Origin of the sequence: Micromonospora sp. NPDC048999 (assembly GCF_040649295.1) — a bacterium.
Taxonomy (GTDB): domain Bacteria; phylum Actinomycetota; class Actinomycetes; order Mycobacteriales; family Micromonosporaceae; genus Micromonospora.
The window spans coordinates 12,530-27,327 of sequence record NZ_JBEZFI010000027.1 but is presented as its reverse complement, the minus strand read 5'-3'; the positions used below and the strand labels follow the sequence as shown (position 1 = coordinate 27,327).

Annotated in this window: 10 protein-coding genes; 1 reads left to right on the top strand and 9 read right to left on the bottom strand. The window is 72.3% G+C overall.

Annotated elements, in window-relative coordinates:
* Positions 1-18: 18 nt before the first annotated feature.
* The 7 genes from AB0C02_RS23530 to AB0C02_RS23500 form a co-directional block, all read right to left on the bottom strand.
* The gene (locus tag AB0C02_RS23530; protein ID WP_357550947.1) at positions 19-468 is read right to left on the bottom strand and encodes a GNAT family N-acetyltransferase; all 450 of its coding nucleotides are present in this window, start codon (positions 466-468) and stop codon (positions 19-21) included.
* Positions 469-538: 70 nt separating this feature from the next.
* Complete coding sequence (obgE, locus tag AB0C02_RS23525) at positions 539-1,999, bottom strand: GTPase ObgE (RefSeq protein WP_357550946.1); 1,461 nt, start codon at positions 1,997-1,999, stop codon at positions 539-541.
* A gap of 90 nt (positions 2,000-2,089) precedes the next feature.
* Complete coding sequence (gene rpmA, locus AB0C02_RS23520) at positions 2,090-2,344, bottom strand: 50S ribosomal protein L27 (RefSeq protein ID WP_088975624.1); 255 nt, start codon at positions 2,342-2,344, stop codon at positions 2,090-2,092.
* A gap of 11 nt (positions 2,345-2,355) precedes the next feature.
* Complete coding sequence (rplU, locus tag AB0C02_RS23515; protein ID WP_357550945.1) at positions 2,356-2,670, bottom strand: 50S ribosomal protein L21; 315 nt, start codon at positions 2,668-2,670, stop codon at positions 2,356-2,358.
* Positions 2,671-3,066: 396 nt separating this feature from the next.
* Positions 3,067-6,021, bottom strand: a complete 2,955-nt coding sequence (locus AB0C02_RS23510) for an Rne/Rng family ribonuclease (RefSeq protein ID WP_357550944.1) — start codon at positions 6,019-6,021, stop codon at positions 3,067-3,069.
* Between the two features lie 130 nt (positions 6,022-6,151).
* Positions 6,152-6,871, bottom strand: coding sequence for a TIGR03936 family radical SAM-associated protein (locus tag AB0C02_RS23505; protein WP_357551005.1), 720 nt, complete (start codon positions 6,869-6,871; stop codon positions 6,152-6,154).
* A gap of 187 nt (positions 6,872-7,058) precedes the next feature.
* Positions 7,059-9,086, bottom strand: coding sequence for a TIGR03960 family B12-binding radical SAM protein (locus tag AB0C02_RS23500; RefSeq protein ID WP_357550943.1), 2,028 nt, complete (start codon positions 9,084-9,086; stop codon positions 7,059-7,061).
* 160 nt (positions 9,087-9,246) lie between these two features.
* Here AB0C02_RS23500 and AB0C02_RS23495 point away from each other — a divergent pair, with 160 nt between their 5' ends.
* Positions 9,247-10,662 (top strand): hypothetical protein, encoded by a 1,416-nt coding sequence (locus AB0C02_RS23495; RefSeq protein WP_357550942.1) that lies wholly within the window; start codon positions 9,247-9,249, stop codon positions 10,660-10,662.
* Between the two features lie 13 nt (positions 10,663-10,675).
* Here AB0C02_RS23495 and AB0C02_RS23490 read toward each other — a convergent pair whose 3' ends face one another.
* Both AB0C02_RS23490 and ileS read right to left on the bottom strand, forming a co-directional pair.
* Entirely contained in the window at positions 10,676-11,353 is a 678-nt protein-coding gene (locus AB0C02_RS23490; protein ID WP_357550941.1) for a lysophospholipid acyltransferase family protein, read from the bottom strand.
* 145 nt (positions 11,354-11,498) lie between these two features.
* Complete coding sequence (gene ileS / locus AB0C02_RS23485) at positions 11,499-14,645, bottom strand: isoleucine--tRNA ligase (RefSeq protein ID WP_357550940.1); 3,147 nt, start codon at positions 14,643-14,645, stop codon at positions 11,499-11,501.
* Between the last annotated feature and the right edge of the window lie 153 nt (positions 14,646-14,798).

The window sequence follows — 14,798 nt, the reverse complement described above, 5'->3', positions numbered from 1 at the left end:
CCAGACCCTCGACGGCCGTCAGGCCGCGACGAGCAGACGCTTGCCGAGGCAGACGCTGTACGGGTTGCCCACGTAATCGCCGTACACCGGGATGGGCTGGTAGCCGCAGGACCGGTAGAGGCCGATGGCGGCCGGCAGGTACGTACCGGTCTCCAGGCAGACCGTGGTGTGCCCCTGCCGGTAGGCCAGTTCCTCCAACGCGGCCAGCAGCTGCCGGGCGATGCCTCGGCCCCGGTACGCCGGCCGGACGTACATCCGCTTCAGCTCGCCCGTGTCGGCGTCCAGTGCCTGGAGGCCACCGCAGGCGACGGCCTGCCCGCCCACCACGGCGACCAGATAGCGGATGTCGTCATGGGTGATGGTCGCCTGGCCGGGCAGGCCCCCGTCGGCGTCGCGCAGCTCGCGCTGCTGGGCCTCGACCAGGGTGGCGACCTCGGGATCGGTTGCGGGCCGGGATTCGATCAGCATTCCGTCACGCTAGGTCGGCTGGATTTCGCGGAGGTTTCCGGCCAACGACCCGATCACGGATAGAAGGGGACTACTCCCAGTCGTCCGGGTCGGCGTCGTCCTGCGGAGCCGCCGCCACCTCGTCGGCGGGCCGCTGCCGGCGCGCCTTGCGGCCGGCCAGCCGCTCGGCGGCCGTGGCACGGGTCGATTTCTCCTCCAACCGGACGTCGGTGCCCCGGTTGCCCGGGGTGAAGTCGACACCGGCGTAGAGGGTCGGCTGCCAGTCGAACTCCCGGTCGCCGATGCGGACCAGGTCGCCGGCCTGGGCGCCGGCCTTCGCCAGCTTCTCCTCGACCCCGAGCCGGGCGAGCCGGTCGGCCAGGTAGCCCACCGCCTCATCGTTGTCGAAGTTGGTCTGCTTCACCCAGCGCTCGGGGCGGGTGCCCCGGACGGTGTACGAGCCGTCCTCCTCGGCCTCGATGGTGAAGCCGGCGTCGTCGACCGCCTTCGGGCGGATCACGACTCGGGTCGGCTCGGCCGGCGGCACCGCGCTGCGGGCCTGCTCGACCAGCTCCGCCATCGCGTACGTCAGCTCCTTGAGCCCTTCCCGGGTGGCCGTGGAGACCTCGAAGATCCGCAGGCCGCGCGCCGCCAGGTCGGGCCGGACGATCTCGGCGAGGTCCCGGCCGTCCGGTACGTCGATCTTGTTGAGCGCGACCATGCGGGGCCGGTCGGCGAGGCCGCCGTACTCGGCCAGCTCGGCCTCGATGGTGTCGATGTCCGCGAGCGGGTCCCGGCCCGGCTCCAGCGTGGCGGTGTCGATGACGTGCACCAGCACGGCGCAGCGCTCGACGTGGCGCAGAAACTCCAGACCGAGTCCCTTGCCGGTGGCCGCGCCCGGGATCAGCCCCGGCACGTCGGCCACGGTGTAGGTGTGATTGTCCACCCGGACCACGCCCAGGTTCGGCACCAGCGTGGTGAACGGGTAGTCGGCGATCTTCGGCTTGGCGGCGGAGATGACCGAGATCAGCGACGACTTGCCGGCCGACGGGAAACCGACCAGGCCGACGTCGGCGACGCTCTTCAGCTCCAGCACCACGTCCAGCCGGTCGCCGGGCTCGCCCAGCTCGGCGAAGCCGGGAGCCTTGCGGCGGGCGTTTGCCAACGAGGCGTTGCCCCGGCCGCCCCGGCCGCCCCGGGCCGCCTCGAAGGTGGTGCCCGCGCCGACCAGGTCCGCCAGCACCTCGCCGTCGGAGGTCTGCACCACGGTGCCGTCCGGCACCTTGATCACCAGGTCGCGGCCGTTGGCGCCGTCCCGGTTCGAGCCCGCGCCACCCCGGCCGTTCTCGGCCTTCAGGTGCGGGCGGAAATGGAAGTCGAGCAGCGTGGTCACCTGCGGGTCGACCACCAGCGAGACGCTGCCGCCGTGCCCGCCGTTGCCGCCGTCCGGGCCACCGAAGGGCTTGAACTTCTCCCGGTGGATCGAGACACAGCCGTGCCCGCCGTCGCCGGCCTGCAGATGCAGGACGGCCCGGTCAACGAACGTCGTCACGCGGACAATCCTTCCAGCGGGGTACGCCCCGCACGGGGAAAAGCGAAGCGGGCCGGGACACCGAGGTCCACGGCCCGCATCGCCAGAGAGCTACTGCTGCGGCACAATGCTGACGGTCTTGCGACCGCGCTTGGTGCCGAACTGGACCGCACCGGCGGCCAGCGCGAAGAGCGTGTCGTCGCCACCGCGGCCGACCAGGTCACCGGGGTGGAACTTGGTGCCACGCTGCCGGATGAGGATCTCACCCGCGCTGACGACCTGACCACCGAAGCGCTTCACGCCGAGCCGCTGGGCCGCGGAATCGCGACCGTTACGCGAGCTGGACGCACCCTTTTTGTGAGCCATTGGAGGACGACCTACTTCCCGCTGGAGATGCCGGTCACCTTGACCTGGGTCAGCGGCTGGCGGTGACCCTGGCGCTTGTGGTAGCCGGTCTTGTTCTTGAACTTGTGGATCCGGATCTTCGGGCCCTTGGTGTGCGCGGCGATCTCGCCGGACACCGAGACCTGGGCAAGCTTCGCCGTGTCGGTCACCAGGTCGTCACCGTCGACGAGGAGCACCGCGGTGAGCTTCACCGCGTCGCCGGGGGCACCGACGAGCTTCTCGACCTCGATCACGTCGCCCTCGGCGACCTTGTACTGCTTGCCGCCGGTCTTGACGATCGCGTACATCGGAGGCGGACTCCCTGTCGTTGAGGCTGCTGGCGGTCGTTCCCACGGCGACTCGCCGGGTAGCCGTGACACCGGCGGCGCGGGCACGCGGGAACTCGGCACACCAAAGTGCGCCGCAGGTCAGCGTACGCCATACCAGGCCCGCCCCCCAAACCGGGCCGGCGATCCGCCCGACCGAGGTTCGCCCAGACGCTCCTGAAACCGGTCGAACTCGACCACGGCGACCACCCGGACCGGTGCTGGGGCGCTCCCGGCCGCCATGTGGGAGGTCCCGGTCAGCGGCCCGGCCAACCTGCCGGCACCGCCCGGTCGGGGCCCGGAGAACGACAGGGCCCCTCCCGCCGGACGCTGTCGCCGGGGAAGGGGCCCTGTCGAATGCCGTGCTTGGTCAGTGGCTCACGGCCGGGTACGCCGCCGCGCGCCGCCGCGCCGGGAGCGCCGCCGGCCGAGGCCGCCCTCCTCCTCGGTCTCGCCGTCGCCGATCGCGTCCGGGTCGTCCGGCGCGGCCAGCCGGGCCGAGTCACCCGCCTGGCTGTCGGCGACCGCCGCGGCGGCCGGCGTCTCGGTCTCGTACCGGGAAAGGTCGTAGCCCATCGTGTCGTGGTAGTCGGCGTCCGGCTGGGCGTCGGTCACCTCGGCAACGGTCTTCTCCGGCGTGGCCTTGCGGCCTCGACGCCGAGCCCCGCCCCGCTCCTCGGCGACCGGCGCGGTGACGGCCGAGGCGACCGTCTTGACCTTCTCCCCCACGGTGCCGGCGCGTGGCTTCTCCGGCACCGGCTCGGTGTGGATGATGACGCCCCGACCCTTGCAGCACTCGCAGGTCTCGCTGAACGCCTCCAGCAGGCCCGCGCCGATCCGCTTGCGGGTCATCTGCACCAGACCCAGCGACGTGATCTCGGTAACCTGGTGCTTGGTGCGGTCCCGACCCAGACACTCGGTGAGCCGGCGCAGCACCAGCTCCCGGTTCGACTCCAGCACCATGTCGATGAAGTCGATCACCACGATGCCGCCGAGATCGCGCAGCCGCAGCTGGCGGACGATCTCCTCGGCCGCCTCCAGGTTGTTACGGGTGACCGTCTCCTCCAGGTTGCCCCCGGAGCCGGTGTACTTGCCGGTGTTGACGTCGATGACGGTCATCGCTTCGGTCCGGTCGATCACCAGCGAGCCGCCGGAGGGGAGGAAGACCTTGCGGTCGAGCCCCTTGAGGATCTGCTCGTCGATCCGGTACTCGGCGAAGACGTCGGCGGTGCCGACGTGCCGGCGCAGCCGGGCGACCAGGTCCGGCGAGACGTGCGACAGGTACGACTCGACGATGTCGTACGCCTGCTCGCCCTCGATGACCAGCTCGCGGAAATCCTCGTTGAACAGGTCCCGGACCACCCGGATGACCAGGTCCGGCTCCTCGTAGAGCAGCACCGGAGCACCGCCCTCGGCGGCCTTGGCCTGGATGTCCTCCCACTGCGCCTGGAGCCGCTTGACGTCCCGGGCCAGCTCGTCCTCGCTGGCGCCCTCGGCGGCGGTCCGGACGATCACCCCGGCGCCGTCCGGCACCAGCTTCTTGAGGATGTCCCGGAGCCGCTTGCGCTCGGTGTCCGGCAGCTTGCGGCTGATGCCCGAGGCGTTGCCGTTCGGCACGTAGACCAGGTGTCGGCCGGAGAGCGCGATGTGGCTGGTCAGCCGCGCGCCCTTGTGCCCGATCGGGTCCTTGGTGACCTGTACGAGCACCGAGTCGCCGGACTTGAGCGCATGCTCGATCGAGCGGGCCCGGCCCTCCAGGCCGGTGGTGTCCCAGTTGACCTCGCCGGCGTAGAGCACGGCGTTACGGCCGCGCCCGATGTCGACGAAGGCCGCCTCCATGCTGGGCAGGACGTTCTGCACCTTGCCCAGGTAGACGTTGCCGGCCATGGTGCCGGACGAGTTGCGGGTGACGTAGTGCTCGACCAGCACGCCGTCCTCAAGGACCGCGATCTGGGTCCGGTCGCCGCGCTGACGGACGGCCATCATCCGGTCAACCGCCTCCCGGCGGGCCAGGAACTCCGACTCGCTCAGGATCGGCGGCCGGGTGCGCCGCTGCTCCCGGCCGTCCCGGCGGCGCTGCCGCTTGGCTTCCAGTCGGGTCGAGCCGGAGACGCCCTGCACCTCGTCGACGGGCTTGCGCGGCTCGCGGATCTTGACGACCGTGGGCACGCCGTCCTCGGCCGGGACCTCGACGTCACCCGCACCCCGGCGACGCCGGCGGCGTCGGCGGCGGGTCATCCCGTCGCCCTCGGCCTCCTCCTCCTCGGTCTCTTCGACCTCGGCCTCGGCGCTCTCGCCCTGGACGGCCTCCTCGGCCTCGTCCTCCTCGACGTCCTCGACGTCCTCCACGCCGCCCTTGCCTCGGCCTCGACCGCGGCGGCCGCGTCGGCGCCGGCGGCGGCCCGCGAGCTCCTCGTCCTCTTCCTCCTCCGCCTCGCCGGCCTCCTCGAGCTCGGCAGTCGGCTCCGGCTCGGGCTCGGGCTCGACCTCGGTCTCGACCGGTTCCGCCTCGCGGCGACCACGCCGGCGGCGACGCCCGGTCTCCACCGGCTCCTCGGCCGGCTCCTCGACGGCCGGGCCGGTGACCCGGACGATCGGCATCTCCTCGGGCTGCGGCGCCATGAACAGGACGGTCGGCGCGGCGAGCGCGGCTCGCCGTCGACGGGTGGTGGTCCGCTCCGGCTCCTGGGCCACGCCCTCGGCGGTCGGCGTGGGCGTGGTGGCCAACTCCCGGGCCGGCGTCGGCCCGGGACCGGCCTCCTCGCCCTCGGCCTCCTCCTCGCCGGCCTCCTCGACCGGCGTGGCGACGGCCGACGGCTCGGCGCGCTCGCCGGTCTCGCCACCGGTCTCCGCCGCCGGCTCGGCCTCCGCTGCGGCGGCGGCCTCGGCCGGCGCCTCGGTCGCGGACTCCTCGATGGGCGCCTCCGCGGGCGGCGTGACGGCCTTCCGGCGGCGGGTACGGGTCACCTTGACCGGCGGAACGACCTCCTCGGAGGCCGCCTCCACGCCGGTGGCGACCACCGGCTCCTCGACGGCCTTCGCGGTGGTCGCCTTGCGCCGCCGCCGGGTGGTCTTCGGCGCGGCCTCCAACTCACCGGCGACCGGCGCGAACACCTCCGCCTGCGGCGCCTCGCCGCTGGCGGTGCCGGCGTCGGTGGACGCCTCGACCGGCGCGTCGGTCTGCTCCGGCTGGTTGAGCGGGGCGACCTTGCGGCGGCTGGTCCGCTTGCGGGCCGGCGGTTTGGTCTCGGGAGTGCTTTCGGTGCTGTTGACGGGTGCCTCGGCCGGCTCTGAACCGGTCCGTTCGCCGCCCTCGGGCTCGTTCTCGAGCATGGAGGTTCTCCAGTTCTGGCTGCCCCGGGCGCGGGTGAGCGCTGCCACGCAGGGTCGCCGCAAAAGTGTTTCCGCCGGGCACGCAGGTGCGCGACCGCCGAAGTCTGCCTGCCAGAGCGTTGACCGTCGGTCAGCGCTCTCCGATGGCTGCCCCGTCACGATCCGCATCCAACGGATCGACGATCTCGCCCTGCGCGGTCAGCGTGCCCTGCTCCAGCCGGATCACCTTCGGGGCGACCGGCGGCTCCAGGTCGGCCACCACGCGGAGGCCGGAAAGGACGTCATCGGGCCGTACGGAGGGGGTGACCTGCCGAACGACCACTTCGAGTATCGCACACGGTACGGCTGCCGCCCGGGAAGGCGTCTCCGACGAGGGCAGCACATCGATGCTTATGACGGCCGCGCGCGCGTCGAAGGTACGCCGCCCCTGCTTGGTCATCCGCTCGACCTGGATCTCCTCGGCGGCGGTGAAGGCGGCCACCGCCCGCTGCAGGACGGCCGGGTCGACCTCCGGCAACTCGATCCGCCAGCGCGACGCCTCGATCCGGTCGGCAAGACCGCCGCCGGCGGCCTCCACCGCTTCGAGCACGTCGAGTCCGGGCGAGAGCGCCGCGTCCAGGGCGACCCGCAGCTGCTCCGGGTCGACCGGCTCGCGCAGGCCGATCTCCAGGTACTCGGCCTCACTCGCAACGCCCGTCGGCGCGGCGGAGGCGTACGAGATCTTCGGGTGCGGGGTGAAGCCCTGGGAGAAGGCGATCGGTACGCCGGCCCGGCGCAGCGCGCGCTCGAAGGCCCGGGCGAAGTCCCGGTGCGAGGTGAACCGCAGCGGTCCACGCTTGGCGTACCGGATCCGGACCCGCTGGACGACCGGCGCCTGGCCGCCCTCGGGTTGAGGCTTTCTGGCGATCGTGAGCTCCTCAGGTGTACCTGCGTGTCCGTCTCATCCTGGCGCAGCGCCCGGAACGGCCGGCAGTCGGGGCGGCCGGAGAGGCCCGGAAGTCGGCCGAAACCGGTCAACCGGGCCGGGCCGCCACGTCCTACTGTTCGGCGACGGCGGGCAGCTTCAGGCCGTTGACCGGGGTCAGCGGCAGCAACTTCCGACCGGTGGGGCCGATCTGGATCTCGGTGTCCATCGCCGGACAGACGCCGCAGTCGAAGCACGGCGTCCAGCGGCAGTCGTCCTGCTCGTACTCGGACATCGAGTCCTGCCAGTCCTGCCAGAGCCAGTCCTTGTCGAGGCCCGAGTCGAGGTGGTCCCAGGGCAGGACCTCCAGCTCGTCGCGCTCCCGAGTGGTGTACCAGTCGAGATCCACCCCGAAGGCCGGCAGCGCCTCGGCGGCGGCGTCCACCCAACGCTGGTACGAGAAGTGCTCGCTCCAGCCGTCGAACCGGCCGCCGTTCTCCCACACCTTGCGGATCACCGCGCCGACCCGCCGGTCGCCCCGGGACAGCAGGCCCTCGATCAGCGAGGGCTCGCCGTCGTGGTAGCGGAAGCCGATCGCCCGGCCCAGCGAGCGGTCCGCGTTGATCGCCTGCTTGAGCAGCTTGAGCCGGCCGTCGATGACCTCCGGCCGCGCCATCGAGGCCCACTGGAACGGGGTGTGCGGCTTCGGCACGAACCCGCCGATGGAGACGGTGCACCGGATGTCCTTGGAACCGGTCGCGGCCCGGCCGGCCCGGATGACCTCGTGGGCCATGTCCGCGATCTCGAGGACGTCCTCGTCGGTCTCGGTGGGCAGGCCGCACATGAAGTAGAGCTTCACCTGCCGCCAGCCGTTGGTGTACGCGGTCACCACGGTGCGGATCAGGTCTTCCTTCGAGACCATCTTGTTGATGACCTTGCGGATCCGCTCCGACCCGCCCTCCGGGGCGAAGGTCAGGCCGGTACGCCGGCCGTTGCGGGACAGCTCCTGGGCCAGGTCGATGTTGAACGCGTCCACCCGGGTCGACGGCAGCGAGAGCGAGACGTTGGTGCCCTCGTACTGCTGGGCCAGGCCGGAGCACATGTCGCCGATCTCGGAGTGATCGGCCGACGACAGCGACAACAGGCCCACCTCGTGGAACCCGGAGAACTCCAACCCCTGCTGCACCATCTGGCCGACGGTGGTGATCGAGCGCTCCCGCACCGGGCGGGTGATCATGCCGGCCTGGCAGAACCGGCAGCCGCGGGTGCAGCCCCGGAAGATCTCCACCGCGTACCGCTCGTGCACCGTCTCGGCGAGCGGGACCAGGGGCTTCTTCGGGTACGGCCAGGCGTCCAGATCCATCGTCGTGCGCTTGTGCACCCGGAACGGCACGTCGGGGCGGTTCGGCACCACCCGCTGGATCCGGCCGTCGGGCAGGTAGTCCACGTCGTAGAAGCGCGGCACGTAGACGCTCTCGGTGCGGGCCAGCCGCAGCAGCAGCTCGTCCCGCCCGCCCGGGCAGCCCTCGGCCTTCCACTCCCGGACGATGCCGGTGATTTCCAGCACCGCCTCCTCGCCGTCGCCGAGCACCGCGGCGTCGACGAAGTCGGCGATCGGCTCCGGGTTGAACGCGGCGTGCCCGCCGGCCACGATCACCGGGTCGGCGGCGGTGCGGTCGGCGGCGAGCAGCGGAATGCCGGCCAGGTCGATCGCGGTGAGCAGGTTGGTGTAACCCAGCTCGGTGGAGAAGGAGACGCCGAACACGTCGAAGTCGCGCACCGAACGGTGCGCGTCGACGGTGAACTGCGGCACGCCGTGGGCGCGCATCAGCTTCTCCAGATCCGGCCAGACCGCGTACGTCCGCTCGGCGAGAACGTCGGGCAGCTCGTTGAGCACCTCGTAGAGGATCTGCACGCCCTGGTTGGGCAGGCCCACCTCGTACGCGTCGGGGTACATCAGCGCCCACCGGACGGTCGCGGCGTCCCAGTCCTTGACCACCGCGCCCAGCTCGCCACCGACGTACTGGATGGGCTTGGTCACCTGGGGCAGCAGCGGCTCCAGCCGGGGCCAGACCGACGACTCCAGGTCGCGGCGCGGCGAGCTGGGGTTGTCGTCAGAATTGGCCGCTACGGGGCGCGGCGTCGTCGACGGAGCAGTCATGATGCCCAAGGGTACGCGGTGCCGCGCCGCCCACCACGGCGCACCGGCAGAGCCGATTCGCCCGGCTCGCCCCCACCACGACACTTCTCGGCGAGCGGATTCGCTCGTGGTGGCACACCGGTATTAACCTCGCATCGGGCGCGAGAGGAGACTTGCCGCGATGCCGGAGCCGCAGCCGGGCACCGACCGGCCGGCCGACGGGAGCACCTTGGCCACCGGCCGGGAGCCGGGCACCGACGGGTCGGCCCGCACCCCCGTACCGCCACCGGCGGAACCGACCGGGACGCCGGACACGCCGACCGACGAGCCGGAAACACCGGCCGAGTCGCCGGCGGTCCCGGCGCGCGGCTCCGCACCCGTACCCGTACCCGCGAGCCCGTCCGGCCCCGCCGTCGCGCCGCCGCACCCAGCCGGCCCGGACGCCGCACCGGCCCGGCCGAGTGCCTCCGCCGCCGTCCCCGGGCGTCCGTCCGGCTCGGCGCCGGTCCCGGGCCAGGGCGGCCCGGACCCGGCCCGGGCGGAGACGAGCCCCCAGCCGCCCGCACCCCGGTGGAGCGGATCCGCGCCGGTCCCGCCCCCGCCGGCGCGCAAGCGTTCCTGGGGTGAGTCGGCCGAGCCCACCCCGCTGCCGTCGGAGTACATGGTCCCGGTCGACCCGTGGGAGGGCGTGGACACCACCGGCTGGGACCTGCGCTCCGCCGACTTCCCGGCGCTGCCGCCGACGCTGCCCTACCCACCCCCGGCGCACACCCTGCCCTACCCGCCCCCGTCGGCCGCCCCACCGCCGCCGGCCGCCGCCACGCCGGTCCCGCCGGCGCCGGCGACACCGACACCGGTTCCGCCGCCGCCGTTCGCTCCCGCGCCGCCGGTCGCCGCCCGCCCGGCGGCGGCCCCGCCCGCGCCGGTGTCGTCGCCCCGCACGGCCCCACCCGCGCCCGTCGGGCCGCCGGAGCAGCGCCGCCAAGCCCCGCCAGCGACCCCCACGCCGCCCGGGTTGCGGCCGCCCAAGGGGTACGTTGCCGTGCCGGCCCGCCGCCGACGTCGCTGGCCCTGGGTGGTGCTGCTCACCGTGGCCTGCTGCTGCGGCGTGCCGCTCTGGTGGGCACAGCCGCTGCGCGCCCAGTACCCGGCCAGCGCGACCCTGCCCGACCAGTTCGCCGGGCTGCGGCTGCGGCAGGACGAACGCAGCCAGGCCGATGCCGAGCAGTTGAAGAACGAGGTACGCCAGGCGTACCGGTTCGCCGACGACGCCTTCGCCGGGATCTACACCACGAGCGAAGGCAAGCGGGTGACCCTCCTCGGTGGCACCGGGTTGCGGCTGACTCCGGAGGCGGACGCCGACGCCGAGATCGTTCGCCTCACGGACCGCTACGCGCTGGGTGCCACCGAACCGGTGGAGACCGGCGTTCGGGGCCGGTACGAACGCTGCGCGGTCGGCCGGGCGGACGGCGACGCGGTGGTGGTGTGCACCTCGGTCGACCACGGCAGCCTGGTTACCGGCGTCTTCACCTGGCTCGACGTGAACGACAGTGGTCGCCTGCTGGACCACCTGCGCCAGCAGGTGGTCACCAAATAGAGCCCGTGACGGCTCAGGTGGTGGGCTCGGCGCGCTTGGGGGCGTAGCGCGGGACGTACTCCTGGCCGGTGAGCTGCTGGATCTCGCTCATCAGCTCGTCGGTCATCTCACGCAGCGAGGTCCGGTCGTCGGACCGGCCGGTGAAGTCCAGCGGCTTGCCGAACCGGATGCCGATCTCGGCCCGACCGGGCCGGGGCACCCGGGTGCCGATGGGCTGCGCCTTGTCGGTGCCGGTCACGCCGACCGGGATGATCGGCACGCCGGCCGCCACCGCCAGCCGGGCCGCGCCGGTGCGACCCCGGTAGAGCCGCCCGTCCGGGGATCGGGTGCCCTCCGGATACACGGCGACCAGGTCGCCGCCCTTGAGGACCGGGATGGCGGCGTCGAACGCCGTCAGCGCCGCCCGGCCGCCGGCCCGCTCCACCGGGATGGCGCCCAGCCCGGTGAGCACGAACTTGGAGAACGCACCCTTCACACCGGTGCCCGTGAAGTACTCCGACTTCGCCCAGAAGGCCAGGTGCCGGGGCACCACCGTGCCGAGCAGCAACTCGTCGGCGACCGAGAGGTGGTTGCCCGCGAAGATCGCCCCGCCGGTCGCCGGAATGTGCTCCAACCCCTCCACCGTCGGGCGGAAGGCCAGCCGGACCGCGGGCGCCACGGTGAGCTTGCCGATGGTGTAAATCAGCGGCACGGGTCCTCCGGCGTTCGTCTGATGCGGGCGGTGTCACGTTAGCCGACGGCGTCACGTCGACCCGAGCGGGTGGCCACGCGCCCGCTCTATGAGCGATGGGCGGTTAAGGAGGGGCCCCTCCTAAGAGGGGGCCCCTCCTTACACCTCATACCCGGCGGACAGCGACCGTCACGTGCTCTCCGTCGCCGACCTCGCCGGGGAAACCCTCGACGCCCTCGGCGAAGTCGACGCTCTGCGCGAGCACCTCCCGGGCCACGAAGTCCAGGTGCGCGGCGACCGCCGCCCGCACCTCCTCCGAGGCCGAGACCGACACCACGATCCGGTCCGATACGTCCAGGTCGGCGGCCCGGCGGGCCTGCTGCACCGCCCGGACCACGTCCCGGGCCAGCCCCTCGGCGGCCAGCTCCGGGGTGACCCGGGTGTCCAGCACGACCACGCCCTCGCCGCCGGGCAGCGGCGCGGAGTTCTCGGCGTCGGCGGCGACCAGGCGCAGCTCGTACTCGCCCTCGGCCAGGGTGACGCCGGCGGCGACCGGGGCGCCGTCGACCAGCTCCCACTCCCCCGCCTTGACCGCCTTGATGACCTGCTGGACCGCCTTGCCGACTCGGGGGCCGAGCGCCCGCGGCACCACCGTCAGCACCTGCTGGCAGTACGCGGACACCTCCTCGGTGTACTCCACCGCCTTCACGTTGACCTCGTCGGCGACCAGGTCGGCGAAGGGCCGCAGCTGGTCCGCCCGGGGCGAGGCCACGGTCAGCTTCGACAGCGGCAGCCGGACCCGCAGCCCCTTGGCCTTCCGCAGCGACAGCGCCGCCGACGCGACCGCCCGGGTGGCGTCCATCGCGGTCACCAGGTCGTGGTCGGCCGGGAACTCGTCCGCCGTCGGCCAGTCGGTCAGGTGCACCGACCGTTCGCCGGTGAGCCCGCGCCAGATCTCCTCCGCGGTCAGCGGCGCCAGCGGCGCCACCACCCGGCAGAGCGTCTCCAGCACCGTCCACAGGGTGTCGAAGGCGTCGGCGTCCCCGGACCAGAACCGGTCCCGGGACCGGCGCACGTACCAGTTGGTCAGCGCGTCCAGGTAGGACCGGACGGTGGCGCAGGCCCCGGAGATGTCGTACGCGTCCATCTGCCCCTGGACCGTCGACACCAGCTCGTTCGTCTTCGCCAGCACGTACCGGTCGAGGAGATGGGTCGAGTCGGTCCGGCGACGGGCGGTGTACCCGTCGGCGTTGGCGTAGAGCGAGAAGAAGTACCAGACGTTCCACAGCGGCAGCAGCACCTGGCGCACCGCGTCCCGGATGCCCACCTCGGTGACCGACATGTCGCCGCCGCGCAGCACCGGCGAGGACATCAGCATCCAGCGCATCGCGTCCGACCCGTACGAGTCGAAGACGTGGTAGACGTCCGGATAGTTGCGCAGGCTCTTGGACATCTTGCGCCCGTCGGAGCCGAGCAGGATGCCGTGGCTGAGGCAGTTACGGAACGCCGGCCGGTCGAACAGCGCGGTGGCCAGCACGTGCATGGTGTAGAACCAGCCGCGGGTCTGCCCGATGTACTCCACGATGAAGTCGCCGGGGTAGTGGTGCTCGAACCAGTCGCGGTTCTCGAACGGGTAGTGCACCTGGGCGAACGGCATCGAGCCGGACTCGAACCAGCAGTCCAGCACCTCCGGCACCCGGCGCATCATCGACCTGCCGGTCGGGTCGTCCGGGTTGGGGCGAACCAGGTCGTCCACCGCCGGCCGGTGCAGGTCGCTCAGGCGTACGCCGAAGTCGCGCTCGATGTCGGCCAGCGAGCCGTACACGTCGACCCGGGGGTAGTTCGGGTCGTCGGACTTCCACACCGGGATCGGCGAGCCCCAGAACCGGTTCCGGCTGATCGACCAGTCCCGGGCGTTGGCCAGCCACTTGCCGAACGAGCCGTCCTTGATGTGCCCCGGGGTCCAGTTGATCTGCTGGTTGAGCTCGACCATCCGGTCCTTGAACTGGGTCACCGCCACGAACCAGGACGACACCGCCTTGTAGACCAGCGGCGTGTCGCAACGCCAACAGTGCGGGTACGAGTGGGTGTAGGTGTCCTGCCGGAGCACCACCCCCCGCTCCTTCAGCTCCCGGATCACCGACTTGTTGACGTCGAAGACCTGCTCACCCTCGTACGGCGGGACGAGCGCGGTGAACCGGGTGTGGTCGTCCACGGTGACGATGGTCGGGATGCCGGCCGCGTTGCAGGTGTTCTGGTCGTCCTCGCCGAAGGCCGGGGCCAGGTGGACGATCCCGGTGCCGTCCTCGGTGGTGACGAACTCCGCGCCGAGCACCTGGTACGCGTTGTCGCCGGCCTGCTCGACCAGGAAGTCGTAGAGCGGGGTGTAGCGGCGCCCGACCAGGTCCGCGCCGCGCACGGCGCCGACCTGCTCGTACCCCTCCAGCTCCTTGGCGTACGCGGCCAGCCGCGCGGCGCCCACCAGGTAGCGGGCGCCGTCGCGTTCCAGCACCGCGTACTCGATGTCGGGACCGACGGCGAGCGCCAGGTTCGACGGCAGGGTCCACGGCGTGGTGGTCCAGACGCCGAGCTTGACCGGGCCGCGCACCAGCTCGGGGGCCGACTCGTCCGGGGTCAGCTCGAACCAGACCGTCAGGGTGGGGTCATGCCGGTCCTTGTAGACGTCGTCCATCCGGGTCTCGGTGTTCGACAGCGGCGTCTCGCACCGCCAGCAGTACGCCAGCACCCGGAAGCCCTCGTAGACCAGACCCTTGTCGTGCAGGGTCTTGAAGGCCCACATGACGCTTTCCATGTAGTCCAGGTCGAGCGTCTTGTAGTCGTTGGCGAAGTCGACCCAGCGGGCCTGCCGGGTCACGTACCGCTCCCAGTCCTGGGTGAACTCCAGCACGGAGGTGCGGCACGCCTCGTTGAACCGGGCCACGCCCAGGTCGAGGATCTCCGCCTTGCTGGTGATGCCGAGCTGCTTCTCGGCCACCACCTCGGCCGGCAGGCCGTGGCAGTCCCAGCCGAAGCGCCGCTCCACCCGGCGGCCGCGCATGGTCTGGTAGCGCGGCACCAGGTCCTTGACGTACCCGGTGAAGAGGTGGCCGTAGTGCGGCAGGCCGTTCGCGAACGGCGGGCCGTCGTAGAAGACGTACTCGTTCTTCCCGTCTTCCCCGGCGGGGCGGGCCTCGACGGACGCCTCGAAGGTCTTGTCGGCCGTCCAGTGCTCCAGGACCCGGCGCTCCACCGCGGGCAGGTCCGGGCTCGCCGGGACGCCGGCGCCGGTCGGGTCGTGCAACGGATAGGCCATCGGGGGTCGCTCTCCTCAGCAGATCACACGTCAGGTGGGTCTGCGAGGACGAACCCTTCTCCGGTACGCCGTCCGGCGTGCCCGGGGCAAGGCCCGCGGTACCACCCCGCTTGGCGGTCAAGGTGCGACCGCCCGCTCGTTGGCCGGCTGTGA

What these genes read in the sequence shown, in the direction of transcription:
- AB0C02_RS23530 (WP_357550947.1), bottom strand. Translation starts at nt 468, where the DNA reads ATGCTGATCGAATCCCGGCCCGCAACCGATCCCGAGGTCGCCACCCTG.
- rpmA (WP_088975624.1), bottom strand. Translation starts at nt 2,344, where the DNA reads ATGGCTCACAAAAAGGGTGCGTCCAGCTCGCGTAACGGTCGCGATTCC.
- rplU (WP_357550945.1), bottom strand. Translation starts at nt 2,670, where the DNA reads ATGTACGCGATCGTCAAGACCGGCGGCAAGCAGTACAAGGTCGCCGAG.
- AB0C02_RS23510 (WP_357550944.1), bottom strand. Translation starts at nt 6,021, where the DNA reads ATGCTCGAGAACGAGCCCGAGGGCGGCGAACGGACCGGTTCAGAGCCG.
- AB0C02_RS23500 (WP_357550943.1), bottom strand. Translation starts at nt 9,086, where the DNA reads ATGACTGCTCCGTCGACGACGCCGCGCCCCGTAGCGGCCAATTCTGAC.
- AB0C02_RS23495 (WP_357550942.1), top strand. Translation starts at nt 9,247, where the DNA reads ATGCCGGAGCCGCAGCCGGGCACCGACCGGCCGGCCGACGGGAGCACC.
- ileS (WP_357550940.1), bottom strand. Translation starts at nt 14,645, where the DNA reads ATGGCCTATCCGTTGCACGACCCGACCGGCGCCGGCGTCCCGGCGAGC.